Annotated in this window: 18 protein-coding genes; 8 read left to right on the forward strand and 10 right to left on the reverse strand. The window is 51.1% G+C overall.

Going from position 1 to position 20,090, the window contains the following annotated elements:
- Window positions 1-267: 267 nt before the first annotated feature.
- From AMM48_RS01945 to AMM48_RS01970, 6 genes are all read left to right on the forward strand, one after another.
- Window positions 268-1,350 carry a D-alanyl-D-alanine carboxypeptidase family protein gene (locus AMM48_RS01945; RefSeq protein ID WP_244271089.1) on the forward strand — a complete coding sequence of 361 codons (1,083 nt, stop codon included), beginning with the start codon at window positions 268-270 and terminating at the stop codon, window positions 1,348-1,350.
- Window positions 1,347-2,003, forward strand: coding sequence for a dTMP kinase (tmk, locus tag AMM48_RS01950; RefSeq protein WP_102782722.1), 657 nt, complete (start codon window positions 1,347-1,349; stop codon window positions 2,001-2,003). Before AMM48_RS01945 ends, tmk begins: the two co-directional genes overlap by 4 nt.
- A 4-nt stretch (window positions 2,004-2,007) precedes the next feature.
- Window positions 2,008-3,117, forward strand: coding sequence for a DNA polymerase III subunit delta' (locus AMM48_RS01955; protein ID WP_102782723.1), 1,110 nt, complete (start codon window positions 2,008-2,010; stop codon window positions 3,115-3,117).
- Between the two features lie 85 nt (window positions 3,118-3,202).
- Entirely contained in the window at window positions 3,203-4,768 is a 1,566-nt protein-coding gene (gene metG / locus AMM48_RS01960) for a methionine--tRNA ligase (protein ID WP_102782724.1), read from the forward strand.
- Window positions 4,765-5,583, forward strand: a complete 819-nt coding sequence (locus tag AMM48_RS01965) for a TatD family hydrolase (protein WP_102782725.1) — start codon at window positions 4,765-4,767, stop codon at window positions 5,581-5,583. The genes metG and AMM48_RS01965 overlap by 4 nt, the downstream gene beginning before the upstream one ends.
- Window positions 5,580-6,353, forward strand: a complete 774-nt coding sequence (locus tag AMM48_RS01970; protein ID WP_102782726.1) for an MBL fold metallo-hydrolase — start codon at window positions 5,580-5,582, stop codon at window positions 6,351-6,353. The genes AMM48_RS01965 and AMM48_RS01970 overlap by 4 nt, the downstream gene beginning before the upstream one ends.
- A 181-nt stretch (window positions 6,354-6,534) precedes the next feature.
- On the opposite strand, the gene AMM48_RS01975 is transcribed toward AMM48_RS01970, so the two are convergent.
- The 8 genes from AMM48_RS01975 to AMM48_RS02010 form a co-directional block, all read right to left on the reverse strand.
- A complete protein-coding gene (locus AMM48_RS01975; RefSeq protein WP_198413489.1) occupies window positions 6,535-7,560 on the reverse strand; it encodes an ABC transporter permease in 1,026 nt (341 codons plus the stop codon).
- On the reverse strand, window positions 7,557-8,297 hold the full coding sequence (locus tag AMM48_RS01980; RefSeq protein ID WP_101300471.1) for an ATP-binding cassette domain-containing protein: 741 nt from the start codon (window positions 8,295-8,297) through the stop codon (window positions 7,557-7,559). The genes AMM48_RS01975 and AMM48_RS01980 overlap by 4 nt, the downstream gene beginning before the upstream one ends.
- A gap of 66 nt (window positions 8,298-8,363) precedes the next feature.
- Window positions 8,364-9,347 (reverse strand): ABC transporter permease, encoded by a 984-nt coding sequence (locus tag AMM48_RS01985; RefSeq protein ID WP_102782728.1) that lies wholly within the window; start codon window positions 9,345-9,347, stop codon window positions 8,364-8,366.
- Window positions 9,348-9,350: 3 nt separating this feature from the next.
- A complete protein-coding gene (locus AMM48_RS01990; RefSeq protein WP_102782729.1) occupies window positions 9,351-10,868 on the reverse strand; it encodes a sugar ABC transporter ATP-binding protein in 1,518 nt (505 codons plus the stop codon).
- Window positions 10,869-10,971: 103 nt separating this feature from the next.
- Window positions 10,972-11,919 carry a sugar-binding protein gene (locus AMM48_RS01995; protein ID WP_101300476.1) on the reverse strand — a complete coding sequence of 316 codons (948 nt, stop codon included), beginning with the start codon at window positions 11,917-11,919 and terminating at the stop codon, window positions 10,972-10,974.
- 131 nt (window positions 11,920-12,050) lie between these two features.
- Entirely contained in the window at window positions 12,051-13,127 is a 1,077-nt protein-coding gene (locus AMM48_RS02000; protein ID WP_198413490.1) for a Gfo/Idh/MocA family oxidoreductase, read from the reverse strand.
- A gap of 12 nt (window positions 13,128-13,139) precedes the next feature.
- Window positions 13,140-14,123: a substrate-binding domain-containing protein gene (locus AMM48_RS02005; protein ID WP_102782968.1), complete on the reverse strand. Its 984-nt coding sequence runs from the start codon at window positions 14,121-14,123 to the stop codon at window positions 13,140-13,142.
- Window positions 14,124-14,171: 48 nt separating this feature from the next.
- On the reverse strand, window positions 14,172-15,152 hold the full coding sequence (locus tag AMM48_RS02010) for an NAD(P)-dependent oxidoreductase (RefSeq protein WP_102782730.1): 981 nt from the start codon (window positions 15,150-15,152) through the stop codon (window positions 14,172-14,174).
- 247 nt (window positions 15,153-15,399) lie between these two features.
- Here AMM48_RS02010 and AMM48_RS02015 point away from each other — a divergent pair, with 247 nt between their 5' ends.
- Window positions 15,400-16,506 carry a LacI family DNA-binding transcriptional regulator gene (locus tag AMM48_RS02015; protein ID WP_198413492.1) on the forward strand — a complete coding sequence of 369 codons (1,107 nt, stop codon included), beginning with the start codon at window positions 15,400-15,402 and terminating at the stop codon, window positions 16,504-16,506.
- Window positions 16,507-16,755: 249 nt separating this feature from the next.
- Here the strand turns inward: AMM48_RS02015 and AMM48_RS02020 are convergent, their stop codons facing one another.
- Both AMM48_RS02020 and AMM48_RS02025 read right to left on the reverse strand, forming a co-directional pair.
- Window positions 16,756-18,174 carry a sensor histidine kinase gene (locus AMM48_RS02020; RefSeq protein WP_102782731.1) on the reverse strand — a complete coding sequence of 473 codons (1,419 nt, stop codon included), beginning with the start codon at window positions 18,172-18,174 and terminating at the stop codon, window positions 16,756-16,758.
- On the reverse strand, window positions 18,171-18,836 hold the full coding sequence (locus AMM48_RS02025; protein WP_101300482.1) for a response regulator transcription factor: 666 nt from the start codon (window positions 18,834-18,836) through the stop codon (window positions 18,171-18,173). The genes AMM48_RS02020 and AMM48_RS02025 overlap by 4 nt, the downstream gene beginning before the upstream one ends.
- Window positions 18,837-18,957: 121 nt before the next feature.
- On the opposite strand from AMM48_RS02025, the gene AMM48_RS02030 reads away from it, so the two are divergent.
- On the forward strand, window positions 18,958-20,082 hold the full coding sequence (locus tag AMM48_RS02030) for an ABC transporter substrate-binding protein (RefSeq protein WP_101300483.1): 1,125 nt from the start codon (window positions 18,958-18,960) through the stop codon (window positions 20,080-20,082).
- The last annotated feature ends 8 nt before the right edge of the window (window positions 20,083-20,090 follow it).

Below are 20,090 nucleotides of genomic sequence, written 5' to 3' on the forward strand. Positions count from 1 at the left end.
TTTTTGATCTGTTTGCGAATGGCACAGGCTCAGAAGTCTATGCGCCAAACAGATTTTTGTTTTATGAGAAAACTCTCAGACTGTTGCACAATTTTGCCGGATTTGCGACATAAGCAACAGCTTGAAGACGCCGGTCGCCCGGTACAACTGAATTCTAGTTTACAAGGTTAGGACGCTATGACTTTGATGCCGCCAATTCCGTTCAAGAAACGTCTGAACCGAGTAGTGGCAGGTGCCGCGATACTTGGGTCTATCATGGCGATGTCAATGACCAGCGCCCATGCCCTTGAGACCAATGCGCGTGAAGCCTTTATCATGGACTTTGATACCGGTACTGTTCTGTTGGACAAGGAAGGCGATACGCTGACCGAACCGGCCTCCATGACCAAAATGATGACTGTCCATATGCTGTTTAAGCATATCAAGGACGGCAGTGTATCGATGGATGATACGTTCCACGTCAGCGAAAAAGCCTGGCGCAAGGGCGGTTCCAAGATGTTTGTTGAGGTAAACTCCGACGTCTCTGTTTCCGACCTGCTTCACGGGATTATTGTTCAATCGGGAAATGATGCCGCCATCGTCGTTGCAGAGGGGCTGGCCGGGACAGAAGATGCCTTTGCCACGGAAATGACCGAAGAAGCCCGCAACATCGGCATGACCAAGTCGGTGTTTAAAAATGCGACAGGCTGGCCGGCAGAAGGGCATCTTGTCACCGTTCATGACCTTGCCACACTGGCGCGCGATACAATTCGCGATTTCCCGGAACTCTACAAACTCTATTCAGTTAAAGAATTTACCTATAACGGCATCCGTCAACCCAACCGCAACCCGCTTTTGGGAACCAGTGCAGGTGTTGACGGCCTTAAGACCGGCCATACTGAAACGGCGGGGTACGGCCTGACCGCGTCAGCTGAGCGCGATGGTCGTCGTTTGATCCTTGTCGTGAATGGTCTTGGGTCGGTGCGAGAACGCCGTACCGAATCACAGAAACTGCTTGATTGGGGTTTCCGTGAGTTTGACAATTACGATCTGTTTGCCAAGGACGAAACAGTTGGTTCGGCCAATGTCTGGCTTGGTGCGGAAACAAAAGTTGACCTTGTTTCGGATAAGGACATTCTTCTGACCTTGCCACGCAGTGCGCGTAATGACATGAAAGTTTCCGTTGTTTACGAGGGACCGATCCCCGCACCGATTACCAAGGGCGCACAAGTCGCGTCGTTGAAAGTCGAAATGGCTGATCAGGAAACCCGTGAATTCCCGCTCTATGCCGCACATGATGTTGGTCGCCTTGGGTTCATTGGCCGCATTGGGGCTGCGATCAAATATCTGCTGTGGGGAGCGAACGGGTGAGTGAAAAGCCCGGCCTTTTCATCAGTTTTGAAGGCGGCGAAGGCAGCGGAAAAACCACTCAAATTCGACGTCTTGAAGAATGGTTCCGCCATCAGGGACGCGATGTCGTCGTCACCCGCGAACCGGGTGGGGCTCCTGGTGCTGAGGAAATCCGTAACCTGCTGCTCACCGGCGATCCCGGTCGCTGGGATGCCGTGACTGAAGCTTTTTTGATGTTTGCTTCACGCCGTGATCATGTTGAACGCACCATTCGACCGGCCTTGGCCGATGGTAAAGTTGTTCTGTGTGATCGATTTGCCGACTCATCAGTTGCCTATCAGGGCTATGGCCATGGCTTAGGGGCTGAGTACATCCGCAATCTCTGGGCTTTGGCCATTGGCGATTTCAAGCCGGACCTTACCTTGATCTTTGATCTGCCAATTGAAGTCGGTCTTGGCCGGGCAGGGGCACGGTTTGCCAATGTCAGCGCTGCCGAAGATCGGTTTGAGCGCATGGGCGTCGAATTTCATCAGCGTTTGCGTGACGGGTTCAAGGAAATTTCGCAAACTGATGCGGATCGCTGCCGCATGATTGATGCCAATAGTGACATAGATACTGTCGCCGAACGAATGATTTCCGCGGTGAAAAACGGCCTAACCGGGCAGGGGAGCTAACCTTATGGCCCGTGCTGACGAGACGGAAACCGAAGACGACATTTTCTCCCCACGCAAAAACGATGCCTTTCTGGGCCACGAAGAGGCCGAGAAAACCATTCTGGATGCATGGAACAGCAAGCGCATGCATCATGCGTGGCTGTTGTGTGGCCCGCGTGGGGTTGGCAAAGCGACACTTGCTTACCGAATGGCGCGCTTTATCCTTTCGGGCGGCGAGGCTGACGGTGGTGCAGGGTTATTTGGTGACAGCCCAAATGGTCTTTACGTCGATCCGGAAAATCCGGTTTTTCGCCGTATCGCAGGTGGTGGGCACGGTGACCTTAAGGTCATTGAACGCAAATATGATGAAAAGAAAAAGCGTCTACAGGGCGAAATCACGGTCGACAGTGTGCGGACAGTTGGCAATTTCATGTCTAAAACCTCGGCCGAGGGCGGGTGGCGTGTTGTCATTGTCGATGCGGCAGACGAGCTAAACCGAAATGCCGCCAATGCGATCTTGAAGGTTCTGGAAGAACCGCCTGCCAACGCCCTGATGATCCTGGTTGCGCATCATCCGGGCCGGTTGTTGCCGACAATCCGGTCACGCTGTCGCCGTCTTAATCTTGGGGCACTTGAAGAACATCAAGTTGTTGACCTTTTGGGGCGTTATTGCCCGGACATGGATCTTGGCGATCGCGATGCATTGTCTGGTCTGGCCGAAGGCAGTGTCGGCCGCGCCTTACAGCTTCACGAAGTTGGCGGGCTTGAGCTTTATACCGAGTTGGTCACCCTTATTGCTGCACTCCCCAATGCTGATGTCGCCGGACAACACAAGTTTGCCGAACGTTTTTCCGCCGCCGATAAGGATGCATCGTTCGCGACAATCACCGAACTTTTGCATTGGTGGCTGGCACGAATGATCCGGTTTGCCGCGACTGGCCAAGCCCCACGTGAGATTGTTGACGGTGAATTGCCAGCCATGCAGCGTATGGCAGCATCGCAACCGCTTGATCAATGGCTAGAGGTATGGGAAAAGATCAACGAATTGATGGGCGCGACCCGTGGTTTGCATCTTGATCGTAAACAAGCCTTGCTGAATGCATTCTTCATGCTTGAAGAAACCATGCGAAACTGACATCAACGACCAATAATCGAAATTTCGATCATCACGGCCCAATTGGGCCGTTTTGTTTCACGACTTGCGCGAAGGATTTGCGGCCATGACCGGGCACAAACAGCCCTATTACATCACGACACCGATCTATTACGTCAATGACAAGCCACATATTGGCCATGCCTATACCACCTTGGCATGTGACGTATTGGCCCGCTTTAAGCGCCTTGACGGTTTTGATGTGATGTTCCTGACCGGTACTGATGAACACGGTCAGAAAGTCGATAAATCTGCTGCGGCCAAAGGCATTGATCCGCAAACATTTACCGATCAGGTATCGCAAAACTTCCGCGATCTGGCCGGACACATGAATTTTTCCAATGACGATTTCATCCGCACCACGGAAGAACGTCATAAGAAAGCATGTCAGGCATTGTGGAAGACGTTGCTTGAAAAGGGCGAGATTTATCTTGGCTCCTATGACGGCTGGTATTCGGTCCGCGACGAAGCATTCTACGCCGAAAAAGAACTGATCGAAAAAGACGGTGAAAAAATCGCACCGACGGGAGCTCCCGTCGAATGGGTGTCGGAACCGAGCTACTTCTTCAAGCTGTCGGCTTGGGGTGATCGTCTTTTGAAGTTCTATGACGACAACCCCGATTTCATCGCACCACCATCACGTCGTAACGAAGTCATCAGCTTTGTTAAGGGTGGCATGCACGATCTTTCGGTATCACGCACCAGCTTTAAATGGGGTGTACCGGTACCGAATGATGAAGATCACGTCATGTATGTCTGGCTTGATGCGCTGACCAACTATTTGACGGCTATTGGCTATCCAGACGTCGATCCGGCCAAACTTGAAAAATTCTGGCCAGCGGACCTGCATATGGTTGGAAAAGACATCTTGCGCTTTCACGCTGTTTATTGGCCGGCATTCCTGCTTGCAGCAGGCATCGCGCCGCCCAAGCGTGTGTTTGCGCACGGCTGGTGGACCAACGAAGGTCAGAAGATTTCGAAATCAATCGGCAACGTCATTGATCCTTATGATCTGACGGAACGCTATGGCCTTGATCAAACCCGTTATTTCCTGCTGCGCGAAGTCCCGTTTGGCAATGATGGTGATTTTGGCCATCGCGCCATGGTCAGCCGGATGAACAGTGAATTGGCCAACGACCTTGGCAATATGTGCCAACGTGTACTGTCGATGATCCATAAAAACTGCAATGCAGCGGTTCCGACGCCGGGCGAATTCACAGATGCCGACAAGGATATTCTTGGTAAAGCATACGGAATGCTCGATACCGTGCGTCCGCTGTTTAACGAACAGGCCTTCCACAAGGCACTTGAAGCAATCTGGAGCCTGGTGGGCGATGCCAACCGTTATGTAGATGAAATGGCGCCTTGGGGCTTAAAGAAAACCGATCCGGCACGCATGGAAACGGTTCTTTATGTTCTGGCCGAAGTCATCCGCCATGTCGGGATCCTTGTTCAACCCATCATGCCAGATTCCGCAGCAAAGATTCTTGATCTTCTGGTTCTTGCCGATGACAAACGCGGCTTTGAAACCCTTGGTCCTGATCACGCATTGGCAGTTGGCACCGAGTTGCCCAAACCCGAAGGCGTCTTCCCACGCTTTGTTGACCCGGAAGCCGAAGGAGAGAAGGCATGAATGTCGCTTTAGTCGACAGCCACTGCCATCTAGACTACCCGCAATTTGCCGATGATTTTGCCGGAACCGTCGCGCGTGCGAAAAATGCCGGTGTTGGCATGATGGTCAGCATCGGCGTGAAACTGACAACGTTCGATCAGGTTCGTGCGGTTGCCGCGCAGGCAGACCATATTTATTGCACGATCGGGGTTCATCCGCACGAGGCGGGCGAGGAGGGGATATCAACCCCCGACGCCCTGATCGAAAAGGCGTCTGATCCCAAAATCATTGGTATCGGTGAAAGCGGCCTTGATTATTTCTATGATAATGCCCCGCGCGATGCACAGCAGGAAAGCTTCCGTGCGCATATCGCGGCCTGTCGTGAAACCGGGTTGCCCTTGATCGTTCACACCCGGGACGCGGATGATGACACGATGGATATTCTTGAAGAAGAATATGAAAAGGGGCCGTTTCCCGGACTTATCCATTGTTTTTCAAGTTCTGCGGCCTTGGCGCAGCGAGCCTTGAAAATCGGATTTTACATTTCGTGTTCGGGCATCATCACGTTTAACTCCGCCAAGGAAATTCGTGCCGCTCTTGAAGATGTGCCGCTGGATCGGTTGCTGGTTGAGACAGATGCGCCATATCTGGCACCTGTACCAAAACGTGGCAAACCCAATGAACCCAGTTATGTCGCCTATACGGCGGCAAAATTGGCGGAAATTAAAGGTGTCAGCGTCGAAGAAATCGCCCGGATCACGACGGACAATTTCTTTAATCTGTTTACCAAGGCTGATCGTAACAACCTTCTGGCGCTGGGGGATGGCGCACGGTGACGAAGGTAACCATTCTGGGCTGTGGATCATCAAATGGTGTGCCATCTGTTGGCCTTGGATGGGGCAATTGTGACCCGAAAAACCCCAAAAACCGGCGTTTAAGAAGCTCGATCCTGATCGAGGAAGCTGGCAAGAAGATTCTTGTCGACGTGACGCCGGATTTTCGCCAGCAAGCATTGTCTCACGATATCAATCATCTTGACGCAATCCTGTTTACACATGCGCATGCCGACCACGTCCACGGTATTGACGATGTGCGTTGGCTCAATGTTGCAATGGGACAACCGATCGACATTTACGCATCGGCGCAGACAATCTCGGACATTGATCATCGGTTTGCTTATGTCTTTACGCCACTTCCTGACGGCGTTGAGTTCTTTTTTAAACCGGTGCTGGTCCCGCATGTGATCTCTGGACCGTTTGAGGCAGCAGGGGTGCCAATAACAGTTTTCTCTCAGGACCACGGCTACTGCGAGACGCTGGGCTTTAAGATCGGGAAGTTTGCCTATTCGACCGACGTGGTTGATTTCCCCGAGGCGTCCAAACAACACCTCTATGATCTTGATGTCTGGGTCGTCGATTGCCTGCGCCATAAACCGCACAACACACATGCCCATGTTGCAAAGCTGTTGGGCTGGGTTGAGGAGTTCAAACCCAAGCAGGTCTATATGACCCACATGAGCATCCAGTTTGATTACGCGAAGGCGATGGCGGATACACCGCACAATGTTGAACCTGCGTATGACGGGCTTGTTATTAATGTGAATTGATCAGATCGAGCATCTCACGACGAGGCCGCGAATTGTTAGAGGAAAAAGGGCTCCGTTCTCCTATGCCAATTAGTTCTATAATATATATTATGACAAATAATAACCAGCTATAGTTTCAGTGCGCCCCAAACCCTACACTAAATGTCATATATCAACTCACACCACCTATCGATTGATACTATTATGTTTTCTCCTGCCTGAAGCGATCAAACGCAACAGCAATGACAATAAATGCCCCAACGAATGTTCCTTGCCAGAATGTACTGATGCCTAACAGAATGAGGCTGTTGCGGATCACTTCAATTAATAGTGCCCCGATCACAGCACCGAATGCAGTGCCGCCGCCGCCAGCTAAATTAGCCCCACCAATCACAGCCGCAGCAATCACGGTCAACTCCATAGCTTGCCCCAGATTGGTCGTAACACCACCAAGCCAGCCCACTTCAAGAACACCTGCAATACCGGCCATCAGGCCAGAAAACATATAGACGCTGACTTTTATCCGCGCGACTGGGATACCGGTCAGAACAGCCGCATTCTCATTGCCACCAATTGCGAATAAATGCTGCCCCCAGCGCAGTTGACGGAACGCGAAAGCCGTTGTAACCGCCAGAATGATCAAAATGATCAGCGGATGTGGCAAACCAAATGTCGCGCCGCCGCCAAGCCACAGCAAAAAGTCATGATCAGGACCAAATTCATAAATCATCTTGTTGTCCGACAACACCATGGCCAGACTACGCGCAATAGACAGCATACCAAGCGTGACGACAAATGGTGGCATCTTGGCATATGCGATCAAAACGCCATTTATGGCGCCCACAAGCATTGAAACCGAAAGTGCTGCGAGACACCCTACCCAGAACGGCATTCCTGCAGACATTATGACGCTTACAGTCATCGCAGAAATCACCAAGGTCGAGCCAACCGATAAATCAATGCCGCCCGAGGCAATGACCGCTGTCATGCCGAGCGCAACAATCCCGACAAACGCAAAGTTGCGTGTGACATTGAAAAGATTACGTTCCGTGGCAAAGCTGTCTGTGAGAATAGTTAATGCAAGACAGGCAAACACAGCAGCCATAAACACCCAGAAAATCTGCTGACTAGTAATGCGCGCGATCAATCCGTGATGCTGTGAACGGTTAATGGCATCAGCAAGAGTAGGATCTGACATGCTCATTGTTCCTTTTTCATTTCCACTCATGCTGTTTCAATTGCCCCGGTAATCAGGCCTGTGATTTCTTCTGGCGACGAGTCTGACGCTTTTTTGTCGGCCACAAGTTCCCCACGCCGCAACACAACAACTTTATGAGCAACTTCAAATACATCGGGCATGCGATGGCTTATTAAAACCACTGCGATCCCATGATCACTCAATTGCCGGATCAGATTAAGAACCTCTGCGACCTGACGAACGGAAATCGCCGCTGTTGGCTCATCCATCAGAACGATCTTTGCATCACTCAAAAGCGTTCTGGCAATTGCAACTGCCTGACGCTGTCCACCAGACATTCTGTGCACCAAATCACGTGGTCGGGTTTCTGATTTCAGACGTGCAAACAACTCAGCAGACCGTTTACGCATGAATGCATAGTCGACGATTTTTATCGGCCCGATTTTACGGGTCGGTTCGCGCCCCAAAAATACGTTCGAAGCGGCCGTCATATTGTTGCAGATTGCAAGATCCTGATAGACGACCTCGATACCAGCTTTTTGGGCATCCAATGGCTTGTGAAATACCGTTTTTTGATCAGAGATCAAAATATCACCAGAACTTGGTGCGAAATTGCCCGCAATGACTTTGACCAACGTGGATTTCCCAGCACCATTATCGCCCATTAGACCGACAACTTCCCCGGGTTCAATCGCCAATGAAACGTCTCTAAGTGCCTGAATAGCCCCATAGCTTTTGGATATGTTTTTTAATTCCAGAACGTTCATTAATCCCCCCTCCTCTGCCGCAGTACCGATTTATCAGGCAATGCACAGAGTGCTTCTTATTGTGATTTATGATTTTTGCAGCAAACCCAAAGCGCGCTCAGTGTTCTTTCTGTTGCGATAGGCCGCAAATTGCTGATCTGCCAAAACGCCAAGCAGGATAACAGCGCCCATCACTGCGAAGTTCAGTGAAGACGGAATTCCCAACAGGTTGACAAGATTTTGCAGCTCCTGCAGCAGCACGGCACCAAGAACAATACCAATCACTGAGCCTTCGCCGCCACGAAGCGAACATCCGCCCAATACAGCCGCGGCAATCGCGTACAATTCATAAAAGTTGCCATGAGATGACGGCTGAACAGACTTGGTGAACATTGCGAAATAGATCGCCGCGATAGACGCCAACACCGCACATATTACGTAAGCCGCGATGGTCACAAACCGGGTATTGATCCCTGAGAAACGTGCCGCTTCTTCATTCTTGCCGACTGCGCAAAGGTGCCTGCCAAAGACGGTATGGTGCAAAACAACCCACATGATTGCAGCAACGATCAGCATCGCAACAAATGAATGTGGCACACCAAAGCTGCGCCCGATTGTTAGCCATTCTAATTGCGGATAGCTCGACCCGAATGGGAAACCAGCAGTAGATTCCGCCGTATATCCCCGGGCGATCCCGCGATAAATCAGCAACCCGCATAGCGTCACGACAAATGGCTGCAGTTTAAACCGGGTTATTAAAACGCCGTGTGCTAAACCAATTGCCACCCCCAAGACAATCATCAGTGTGACGGCCAAGGGCCATGGAACGCCAAATTTACCGACCATATCGACAAACAGGACGCCAAGCAGGGCAATGACCGATCCAACAGAAAGATCAATGCCGCCCGTCATGATGACAAAACCCTGCCCAATGGCGAACAACCCAAACAACCCAATCAGGTTTGCAGTGTTGCCAAGGTTAATTGGCGAGAGAAAAAGTGGGTTTCGCATGTAAACGATGATACCCACAACGATAATCAGAACCGCCAAACCGATGTCTTTTTTTTGCATTTTTCAGGCCTCTTCCAGTACCCTGCCGACGGCAAGATTAAGGACGTTACTTTCGGAAAATTTCAGGCGTGGCAATTCCCCAGTGATCACTCCGTCTTTCATTACGACAATCCTGTCAGACACACCGATCACCTCTTCCATATCACTCGATATCATCATCACCCCTACTCCACGATCAGCCAGAGATCGCATCAAACTGTAAATCTCGGCTTTCGCCCCCACATCGATCCCGCGGGTTGGTTCATCGAAAATGATGACCTTCGGATCCATCGAAAGCCACTTTGCCAGAACGACTTTTTGTTGATTTCCGCCTGACATTTCATTGGCAGCGCGGCAAACATCATGTGTCTTGATCGACAAAGAACTCCGCTGCACTTCGGCCACTTCAATCTGGCGTTTTTGCGAAACCAGCCCGTGCGACGTAAAGGCCGAAAGACTGGCCATCGTAATATTCTCGACCGTTGGAAAATCCAGAATTAGGCCAGCACGTTTACGATCTTCCGGAACAAGATAAAGCCCGGCGGCAATCGCATCGGCCGGCGATTTCGTGTTTAGGTGCTCACCATCTATCAACACCTCTCCGTCAAGTTTTTGACCAACACCAAAGATGGCCTCGGCCAGCTCCGTACGTCCGGCGCCAATCAGTCCGGCGACACCAAGGATTTCTCCTGCCATCAGGTCGAAGCTTGCAGGACGATCAGGTTTGCTTTTGATGCAAAAGTTTCTGACGGATAAAATTGGTTTGGACGACATTTGTGCAGGAGGTGTGTAAAGCGCCTTAAGATCACGTCCAATCATCATGTGGATCATGGCGTCATGGGTAACGTCTTCACGCTCTAGCGTTCCGACATTATGGCCATCGCGCAAAACAACTGCACGGTCGACACATTCCTCAACCTCACTCAGCCGATGGGAAATATAGACAACTGCAATCCCTTCCGCCTTTAGATCCGCGATCACCTTTAACAGCATGTTGGTTTCAGACAGGGTAAGACTTGACGTCGGTTCGTCCATAATGACCAACCGCGCATTCATCGATAAAGCTTTGGCAATCTCAAGCAACTGGCATTCCGCCAGCGACAACGTCGAAACCGGTGTGTCTGAATGAAACTGTGCGCCCACACGATCAAGGAGCGGTTGCGCCAATTCATTCATGCGTTTTCTATCAGTAAGACGCAGTGGCCCACGAACCTTTTCACGCCCCAAAAAGATGTTTGCCGCAACATCCATGTTATCGAAAACATTCAGTTCCTGATGAACGAAAGCGATACCTGCTTGCTGTGATTGTTGAACATCGAACCTGCGATGCTCTTGACCATCCAGTATGATCCGTCCCGAAGTTGGCGCAATCAAACCGCCTAGAATTTTCATGAGGGTTGATTTTCCCGCCCCGTTTTCCCCAAGCAGGCCAACCACTTCACCAGCTTTGATCTGCAAAGACACGTCGTTCAATGCGACGACGCCCGGGTACACCTTGGTGACACCCTCAAGTCTCAGATCAAGCCTCTGCACTGCACTCATTACATTCGGCTTCCCAATGTCTTCGATAACAACAAAAGGTGCGAGTGGGCACGCCCGCAGTCTCATATCCGCACACACCCACTCGCTAGGCAGGGGGAAGAAATTACCCGCCTATTCTTTCCTTAACGATTGCTTCGAATGCATCGACATTGGATTTATCGATCACTTTGGTGGGCACAATAATAAGACCATCATCTGGAACCTGTGACGTATCACCTTCCAGATAATCAGCCATCAGGTGCATGCCCTGATACCCCCACTGATAGGGATCCTGAACAACCGTGCCTGCAAAACTGCCCTCACGCACAGCCCCAAGGGTTACAGGGTCTTCGTCAAACGCAATAACTGTGACCTGCCCCAATTTTCCGGCAGCCTGCAATGCTTCATAAATTTTAGGCGGGTTGTAGGAATAGAACCCGACCATGCAGTTGATGTCCGGGCTGGCCGCAAGTACATCATCGACGTTTGAACGCGCGCGGGCAAAGTCAACATCATCGCCACGAACGTCAATGAGCTCGATGCCTGCCCCTTCGACTGCCTGACGGAACCCTGCAATACGTTCGATGGCGTTATCCGCACCAAGGAAACCGACAAAACCCATGCATTTTCCACCGTCTGGCATAGATTGCACCGCAATTTCACCAGCTTGAACACCAGCAGCGACGTTCGACGACCCCAAATAGGAAATACGGTCGCTTTGCGGCGCATCACTATCTGTGGTGAACAGCGGAACTTGGGCTGCAATGCGGTTAAACGCATCGATAGAGTTCTTCGGATCTGCCGATGAAATCATGATCGCATCGGTCCCGCCCGCAACCAAATCATCCATCAATGCGTTTTGGAGCGCAGCGGTCCCCTGTGCAGGATAGCGAAACTGCAACTCGTACTCCGGCAGTTCAGCCTGTGCAGCTTCAACCCCCGCTTCGGCAAGTTTCCAAAAGTCAGATGCAGCATTAACCACAAAAGCCAGTTGTTGTTTTTCTTGTGCGAATGCTCCGCCTGCCAAAACCATCGACAAACTGAACGCCGCAACTGTTGATGCAATTTTCATTGTTAGTCCTCCCGATAAATTGCCAGCACATCTGTGTTTATAAATTATCTTCGTGCTGATTAATTAATAATATAATTAATAATATTGGATCAAGCTCTTTTCGCCAAAAAACCGTAAGTTGATATCTCATCTCAGACATTGACCCATTTTTGTTGGACTTCGCTTGCGAAAATCGCGTCAAGGACGCGCATGGAGGCAATGGAATCGTCAATCCCGTGTGGCAATGGTGTTTGCGTCAGAATTGCTTGGGCAAATTGTTCAGCCTGCTCGGTGTATTGATCACATGGCGGTATGATCTCGCACCCCGCCATGCTGCCATCGAAACTTTCACCGTGATCAACGATTACGACTGTTTCCTCACCTGCTGGCGCGTTATAGGGAATCATGACCTCAGCACGGGCCTTCGTTCCGAACACATTTAATGTCTGGTACGGGCACAATTGCGTCGATACAACGAAGGACAATTGTCGGCCGCCCCCAAAATCCGCAACGACACTCGCAGTGCGATCGGTCTTAAACTGCGGGTCGCGCTCGATCAGCGCGGTTACCCGCAGGGGTTCCGTTTCGAACAGGAAACGGCCGGCAGTGATTGGATAACACCCGATATCCATCATCGCACCGCCCCCGTTTTCCGGACGATTGCGAATGTTATTCTTATCATCATTAAAGTAACTAAAGGCCGCCTGAATGGCGCGCACCTGCCCCAACTCACCGCTTCGGACCATTTCACGAAGACGAAGCCATTGCGGATGGTAGCGAACCATAAAAGCCTCGGTGACCATTACATCTTTTGGGCAACTGCGAAGCCGTTCGGCATCTTGGGCGTTTAGTCCGATAGGTTTTTCACACAGCACATGCTTGCCGGCTTTCGCTGCGGCTATTGTCCAGTCTACATGCATATCGTTTGGTAGCGGGTTATAGATCGCGTCAATTTCCGGGTCCGCAATCAACGCCTCATACGAGGTATATGTTTTTTGAATCCCAAGATCCTTAGCCGCCTGCGCTGCACGCTCAGCGTTCCGCGATGCAATCCCCAAAACATTCGAAGAAGCCGAGTTCTGGATTGCGGGTATCACTTTCTCCAGCCCAATATTGGCTGTCGAAAGAATGCCCCAGTTGATTTTTCTTGTTGCCACGCCTGCTGCCTGCCTTGCCATAAGTTGATAAAAATTGGGCCGGATCTGGAAAACAGACCCGGCCCAGCTCATGATTTCTCGATGTTAGTTGTCCGCGCAGAAACCCGGGTCAAACTGATTGCAAACATCAAGCCCGGTGAACAGTGGATCATCGACTGATTTTCCGTTGATCAACTCGATCATGACGTCTGGCGCGCGGTAGCCCATTTCAAACGGACGCTGTCCGACCTGAGCATGGCTACGCCCATCACGGAAAGCCTGCGTCTGCGGAGGAAGCGTATCGCCTGCAATCAAAATCATGTCTTTGGATTTCAGACGATCCATCACCTGGTCGGTTACTTGCGCATAGGCTTGTGGTGCAAACTGGGCCCAGCCGCCAATCAGAATAAAGGCGTCTAAATCTGGATTTGTGGTAAAGGTATCTGCCATCTGCTGATTGGCCAGATCGACCTGGTCATTTGTAAATACAGGGCAACCCTCGATTTCCGTCCAGCCATTGGTGCTTTCAAGGCGCTCAATGCCTTTGGTGCCGGCAATCGTGTCCCGGAAGCCGGCGGCACGCGCATTAATATTGTCTGCGGCAACATTCCCCAGTTGAAGACACACAGACCCACCAGACGGTTTTAATGTCATGGCTTCTTCGGCCATTTTAACACCCATTAGGTAGTTGTCCGTCCCCAGATAGGTCGCACGCAAATCGCGATCTTTTTCAAGGAAATCAGCATCGATCGTCATCACCGGCACATCCGGATTGATCTGACGGATGCGGTTTGCCATTGCCGGCGCATTTGAAGGTGAGATTGCAATTGCGGCAACACCACGGGTCAGCAGATCGTCGACGATCTGAACTTCACCTGCCTCGTCAGCACTTGAAGCGGGCCCTGTGTACAGGCACTCATATTCCGAGTCTTTGTTTTCGGACATCCACTTCTGACACCCCAGATTAATCTGTTCGAAAAAAGGGTTATCCAAGCCTTTAACTACAATGGCCAATGTCTTTTTATCATTGGCATTTGCGGCACCAACACCTGTCGCAAGAATCAACGCAGATGTGAGAGTTAATAACATCTTATTTTTCACGTTTCGCTCTCCCTAGTTGGTCTGGCCCGGAGTTGATTACCCCGGATACCAGATTGTCCGAGGATCGTTCGGCTTCCTTTCATAAGACCAGGCGCGCTCGATCATCCCCTCGAAATCGACTTGCGGCCGCCAACCAAGCGCCTGACGCGCCTTTGTGTTGTCCAGCCAGTTGCTATGAAATGGCGTAGGTATTTCAACAATCTCCATCCCCCGCGTCCGCAGAAGATATTCAGCCACCGACGCGTAATCGACCGGCTCATCCATCGCTATATTAAAAAGCTCCTGCTTTGCATGCGGGTTATCCAGTGCCGCCAGCAAGGCAGCAACCAGATCATCAACATGGACAAAGTTGCGTTTAAGCGACGCCCCGGTGCTGTCGCGCATTAACGGAACAAATCCCCCGTGACCAAGGCGCGCTGCCTTGTCCGCACTCATCAAATCACTCCAGATTGGCCCACCAAATTGGTCTGGACCGAATGAGAGCGCGTGTTTGAAATCATCTTTTTCCATGATCCAGGGCGCACGTAAAACAGTGCCGTTCAGGCCATACTGGATCTGATATTGCTCGATCATGACTTCCTCAAGCACCTTGGTCAGCGCATAGCACCCGCTGTATGCTTTCCGCGGCGAGTTTTCAGTAATAGGTGCTGGATAGTTCTTGAAAATATGCCCGACACTGCAATCCCCTCCGATCAGGATGAATTGCTTTAGTGTCGCTGACTGGCGGGCTTCCTCAAGCAACAGGAACATTCCCTTGATCGCCACATCAATCACCAGATCGGGGCTTTCTTTCACTGCAGCCATGTGAAGCACGTGGGTCACACCGTCCATTGCCGATGCAACAGCTTGCGAATCTGCAAGCGATCCGGTCACGACCTCCACCCGTTCACCCGCCTCAATTCGACGGTTGTGACACAGTGCCACGACCTCCGCGGATGAAAATTGTGGTTTTTCAAGGAATGCTGGCAAGAACGCCTTGCCAACCTTTCCGGTTGTGCCCGTAATCAGAATCTTCATTAATTTTTCTCCCTGTTGAATTAATAATATTTATTAATAATAATGAGTCAAGTAACCTTGCGATAAATGAACCGGATAAATTCATGATTCGGACCAATTAATAATTATTATCTTTCTCCCGCCTGACGGGTTGTCTTGATACAACCGAAAAGGTATTACCATTGGCGCTTTGGTGACCTACCCCGCGCCAAATCGATCAAGTCGCCGAATTAACGGCTGAATTTGTCAGTCCGTTTCGGGACACCTGATGCAACCGCTCAAGAATAGTGCTTGGCCAAAAGACCAGAGGCAGAACAAGTCAATGTCGGAAAAGAAACACTACGGTGGCAAAAACCGTCCTACGATGATGGATGTGGCGACAATGGCCGGCGTGTCGCAGGCGACGGTATCGCTTGTGCTAAACGGTAGCCCTGCCAAATTAACCGAAGCAACCCGACAGCGCGTGATCGATTCTGCCAACGACGTTGGTTACCAGCTTGTTCGTCGAGAAAGCCAAATGGCGCCAAGCAGTAAAGTCCGCTCTACGATTATCTTCATCGTAGATGAAATCAGCACAGACCCCTGGATGGCCCTCGCCTTTGAAGGCGCGCACAATAAGGCACTGGAATACGGGATTAATGTCTGTCTGGCCGTTAGCCATGGCAATGCCAACATCGAAGCCAGTATCGTTAATCAGATGGCAGATTCAAATGTCATTGGCTTTCTCTACGGTACGATCCTCACCCGACTGGTAGAGTTGCCGCCAGCACTGTCAAAAAAGCCAACCGTTCTCGTTAATTGCTACGATAGCACACGCACACTACCGTCGGTTTTACCAGGTGACCTTGTCGGGGGACGTGCAGCGACAGAACGACTGATCAGCGCAGGACGTAAACGCGTTGCTATCATTAACGGCCAAAAAGGTGTCGACGCATCGCGAGACCGGCTTAAAGGATACAAACAGGCACTTGCGAGCAACGATATGCCATTCCACCCGGAACTCGTTCGTCCGGGCAATTGGGAGCCTTCAACAGGCTACTCAATGACACACGAACTTATGGCTTTGGATAATCCGCCGGATGCGATTTTTTGCGCCAATGATTTGATGGCACTTGGGTGTTTTGATGCCTTGCGCGAACTGGGCCTTAGCGTTCCGGAAGACGTCGCTGTGATCGGCTTCGATGACCGGGAAATTGCGCAGCACACCCACCCGTCTCTTACCACGCTGATCTTACCACACTACGAAATGGGGGAAATTGGCGCGGAACTCCTGATTGATAGCGTTGGCGGCTTACTCGCAAACCCCAACCAAATCAAAGTCGAGTGCCTATTGGTAGAGCGCGATTCTGTCGTAAAGTCCTCAGAAACCGCCTAAAGCAGGTAAAGTCAGATTCGGAACTCCACAAATTAGGTGTCTGTAATCTGATATGACTCAACATACTACGGGTATCTGGCCGAAAAGACAAAGCGACACGAGCTGTGTTTGATCGCAAGATTCCGATCCATACGCTAATGAGCGACTTTGAAATTGGCGACTGTCGATCCTGAATTTGCGGAACTGTATTGTACTGCGGTCGCCACGCGCGCCATTCTATAATTTCTCTACGACCATTCGGTCAGCTTTTTAGGCAGATGTATCGCTTGCTGCGTCCGCCCGCTCGAACTGAACGGTAAAGACACATCCGTTGTGATCATCAGGTTTTGTCAGCTTCACAGTCGTATGGTGACGCAGCGCAATTTCACGGACGATCGATAATCCAAGCCCACACCCGTCCTCTCCGTTCTCGGCTATACGATAAAACCGTTTGAAAACATCCTTATGGTATTTCGATGAAATTCCCGGACCGTTGTCTTCGACCGTCAAGATCACACTGTTGCGCACCACGTCATCTTCCAGTCGGACTGTGACTGCACTTCCTTCCGGGCAATATGTCAGCGCATTGTGCACAAGGTTCTTTAAAAGCTCCTCAATCAAAGTGGCATTGCCCATGATCACGGTGGGCTCTGTGATGCCTTCATATCCAAGATCAATGCCGCTTTCGATGGCCGTCATGACTTTTGATGCTGTCACTGTTCTGGTGATGTCACACAGATCAATCTTCTCAAACGGTCGACCGGCAAGGCCTTCCGGTGCGGCACGGGCCGATGCCAGCAACTGATTGGCCAAATGCGACGTTTGCTGGGTGGACGTCGCAATCGTTGCCATGATCTGGTGTAGTTTCTCCGGATCATCTTCACGAAGGCCCAACTCAGACTGCGTGCGCAATGCGGCAAGTGGCGTGCGCAACTGATGTGCGGCATCCGCTGTAAAGCGCTGCATGGTTGCCAAACTGTTGCCAAGGCGTTGAAAAAGATGATTAATCGCGCCGACGAGGTGCCGCACTTCATTGGGAACATCATGCTCAATCGGCCTCAAATCGGTTGGCGATCGACGGTTAAGTGCCTCTTCAAGGCGTGTGAGCGGTTTGAGCCCCTGCCCGATACCAAACCAGACAATAACAGCCGCAATCACAATCAGTGCAATCTGACGCGCAGCCGCACTGGCAAGGATATCTTCGCTCAGACTTGTTCTGGTACCCATGGTTTCAGCAACAAGTACCTGAAAACGTGTTGCCTTTCGAACGCTGGCGACATAGCGCGACAACGCGCCAATGCGAACATTTTCGCCGTTATACACCGCATCATAAAACACCGGATTTTCGCGCAGTGGCAATAACGCGTCTGGTACCGGCGGCAAATCTTCGTACCCGGTGATAAATTCACCCTGTATGGTGCCAACTTGATAAAACACGCGGTCTTCGGCCGAACTTGTCAGCATCTCAAGTGCGACATACGGTACATCAACTTCTATCTTGCCTCCGATCAGGACAACACGGTCGGCAATCGCCAATGCAGAACTTAAAAGTGCGCGGTCAAATGCTTGATTTGTCGAGCGAACAGCATTGCTTCGCACTTCAAGAAGCATTAAAGAACTGATCACCAAAAGCGGGATCAGAAGCCAGATAATCAGCCGTCGCCTGAGTGATCCGTTACGCCATTTCATGTCTTTTTCAACAAATAACCAAGTCCGCGTACCGTCTGAATTTTGACCTCAGCCGCTTCAACGCGTTTGCGTAAACGACTGATATAAAGCTCTACCGCGTTCGCACTGATATCGTCCTCAAACCCGGCCAACTGATCGGCAATCTGCTCCTTGCTCAGAACATGCCCCAGCCGCAACAGCAGAATTTCAAGGATATTAAGCTCGCGGCGTGGAATTTCAATGTCATCGCCATGGATCATGACGCGCCGTGCCACCGTATCAAATACCAGTTGACCGCATCTGATCTGGGTGTTGTGCGTGCCGGCATTACGCCGCATCAATGCCCGTACGCGGGCTTCAAGCTCGACCAGTTCAAACGGCTTTGCCAGATAATCATCCGCGCCAAGATCAAGACCCTTGACCCGATCTTCGATATCTCCGCGCGCGGTCAGGATCAAAACAGCACTTTCGGCACCGCGATGACGCAACCGGCGCAGAATTTCAAGCCCGTCAAGCTTTGGCAAATTAAGATCAAGCACGACCAACCCGTATTCCTGCGTGCGCAGGATATCATCGGCTTCTTCACCATCTGCGATCACATCAACGGCATAGCCAGATTGCCGAAGCGATCTGGCTATGCCGTCCGCCAGTGCGGCATGATCTTCGACGACGAGGACTCTCATTGTTTGTCGTACTCTTCCCTGATAAACCGATAATCGGGTTCCGCAGATTTGGTGCATCATACCAAGTCGGTAGTTCTGGCCGATGAAATCGACAATCGAAGCCCGCTTAGGATAGTACACTATGACCTTGGGACGTTCCTGTATTCGTTTATGTGTCATTGCCGTCGCGATGCAAGCATCTTCTGCGTTTGCCGAGGTGTTTCAGTTCCCTGCCCTGCACGCAAGCCAGCCCGCCGACCCAGAACAAGCCCTTCTGACCGATTACAATCAGGTGGCCGTTATATACGGCTCTGCCGACATTGGCGCTTTTAGCCCCGCCATCGAAGCATTTCAGCAGAACAACCCACAGGTTGGCATTGAATATCATCAGCTTCAGACACTTGAAATGTATGACATGACGATCAAGGAACGCGCCAGTGGTGCCGCCAATGCCGATCTGATCATTAGTTCATCCATGGATTTGCAGATGAAGCTGGCAAATGACGGATACGCAATCGCCCACCAAAGTACGCAAACGGATGCCCTGCCCAATTGGGCGCGTTGGCGCAACGAAGCATTCGCCGTAACGCAGGAACCCGCCGTAATTGCCTATAATCGGGAATTTTTCCGCGAAAATGAACTGGAACCACCACGCACACGCGAAGCATTCCTTGAACTGCTGCGTGCCAATGATGATTTACTCAGCGAAAAAGTAACAACCTACGATATCGAGCGCAGCGGCGTTGGCTTTCTCTTTCTTGCCCGTGATGAACGATTTTTCCCCGGTATCTGGGATTTTATCCGGCAACTGGGTCAATCCAAGGTAAAGCTGTATTCAAACACCTCACCCATGCTGGAAAAAATCGCCGACGGTCAGGTCGTCCTTGGCTATAACCTTCTAGGATCCTATGCGGAAACCTTCAGCCACAGAACACCCAACCTTGGCGTCATCCTTCCCGATGATTTCATTGTGGTTTATTCGCGTATTGCCATCATCCCGCGCGGGGCGCGCAATCCGAACCTCGGCGCACGTTTCCTTGATTACATGCTATCAATCGAAGGACAGACCGTTCTGCAGGACGCAGGTAATTTTAACCCGGTGCGCGCCGATGTTCCGCAAAGTCCATTTTCCTCATTGATATTTGACCGCTACGGAGAACGTGTACGCTCCTTTCCGGTTGGTCCCGGCTTGCTGGTGTATCTTGATCAGGCAAAACGTCAGCGGTTTATTCGTCGATGGCAGGATGCACTTTTAAACCGACGTTAAAATACATC

Origin of the sequence: Thalassospira sp. GB04J01, from assembly GCF_000751115.1 — a bacterium.
Classification (GTDB): domain Bacteria; phylum Pseudomonadota; class Alphaproteobacteria; order Rhodospirillales; family Thalassospiraceae; genus Thalassospira; species Thalassospira lucentensis.

Coding starts and splice junctions, on each gene's coding strand:
- AMM48_RS01945 (WP_244271089.1), top strand. CDS start 268: ATGACCAGCGCCCATGCCCTTGAGACCAATGCGCGTGAAGCCTTTATC.
- AMM48_RS01955 (WP_102782723.1), top strand. CDS start 2,008: ATGGCCCGTGCTGACGAGACGGAAACCGAAGACGACATTTTCTCCCCA.
- metG (WP_102782724.1), top strand. CDS start 3,203: ATGACCGGGCACAAACAGCCCTATTACATCACGACACCGATCTATTAC.
- AMM48_RS01965 (WP_102782725.1), top strand. CDS start 4,765: ATGAATGTCGCTTTAGTCGACAGCCACTGCCATCTAGACTACCCGCAA.
- AMM48_RS01975 (WP_198413489.1), bottom strand. CDS start 7,560: ATGAGTGGAAATGAAAAAGGAACAATGAGCATGTCAGATCCTACTCTT.
- AMM48_RS01980 (WP_101300471.1), bottom strand. CDS start 8,297: ATGAACGTTCTGGAATTAAAAAACATATCCAAAAGCTATGGGGCTATT.
- AMM48_RS01985 (WP_102782728.1), bottom strand. CDS start 9,347: ATGCAAAAAAAAGACATCGGTTTGGCGGTTCTGATTATCGTTGTGGGT.
- AMM48_RS01990 (WP_102782729.1), bottom strand. CDS start 10,868: ATGAGTGCAGTGCAGAGGCTTGATCTGAGACTTGAGGGTGTCACCAAG.
- AMM48_RS01995 (WP_101300476.1), bottom strand. CDS start 11,919: ATGAAAATTGCATCAACAGTTGCGGCGTTCAGTTTGTCGATGGTTTTG.
- AMM48_RS02000 (WP_198413490.1), bottom strand. CDS start 13,127: ATGAGCTGGGCCGGGTCTGTTTTCCAGATCCGGCCCAATTTTTATCAA.
- AMM48_RS02005 (WP_102782968.1), bottom strand. CDS start 14,123: ATGTTATTAACTCTCACATCTGCGTTGATTCTTGCGACAGGTGTTGGT.
- AMM48_RS02010 (WP_102782730.1), bottom strand. CDS start 15,152: ATGAAGATTCTGATTACGGGCACAACCGGAAAGGTTGGCAAGGCGTTC.
- AMM48_RS02015 (WP_198413492.1), top strand. CDS start 15,400: ATGCAACCGCTCAAGAATAGTGCTTGGCCAAAAGACCAGAGGCAGAAC.
- AMM48_RS02020 (WP_102782731.1), bottom strand. CDS start 18,174: ATGAAATGGCGTAACGGATCACTCAGGCGACGGCTGATTATCTGGCTT.
- AMM48_RS02025 (WP_101300482.1), bottom strand. CDS start 18,836: ATGAGAGTCCTCGTCGTCGAAGATCATGCCGCACTGGCGGACGGCATA.
- AMM48_RS02030 (WP_101300483.1), top strand. CDS start 18,958: ATGACCTTGGGACGTTCCTGTATTCGTTTATGTGTCATTGCCGTCGCG.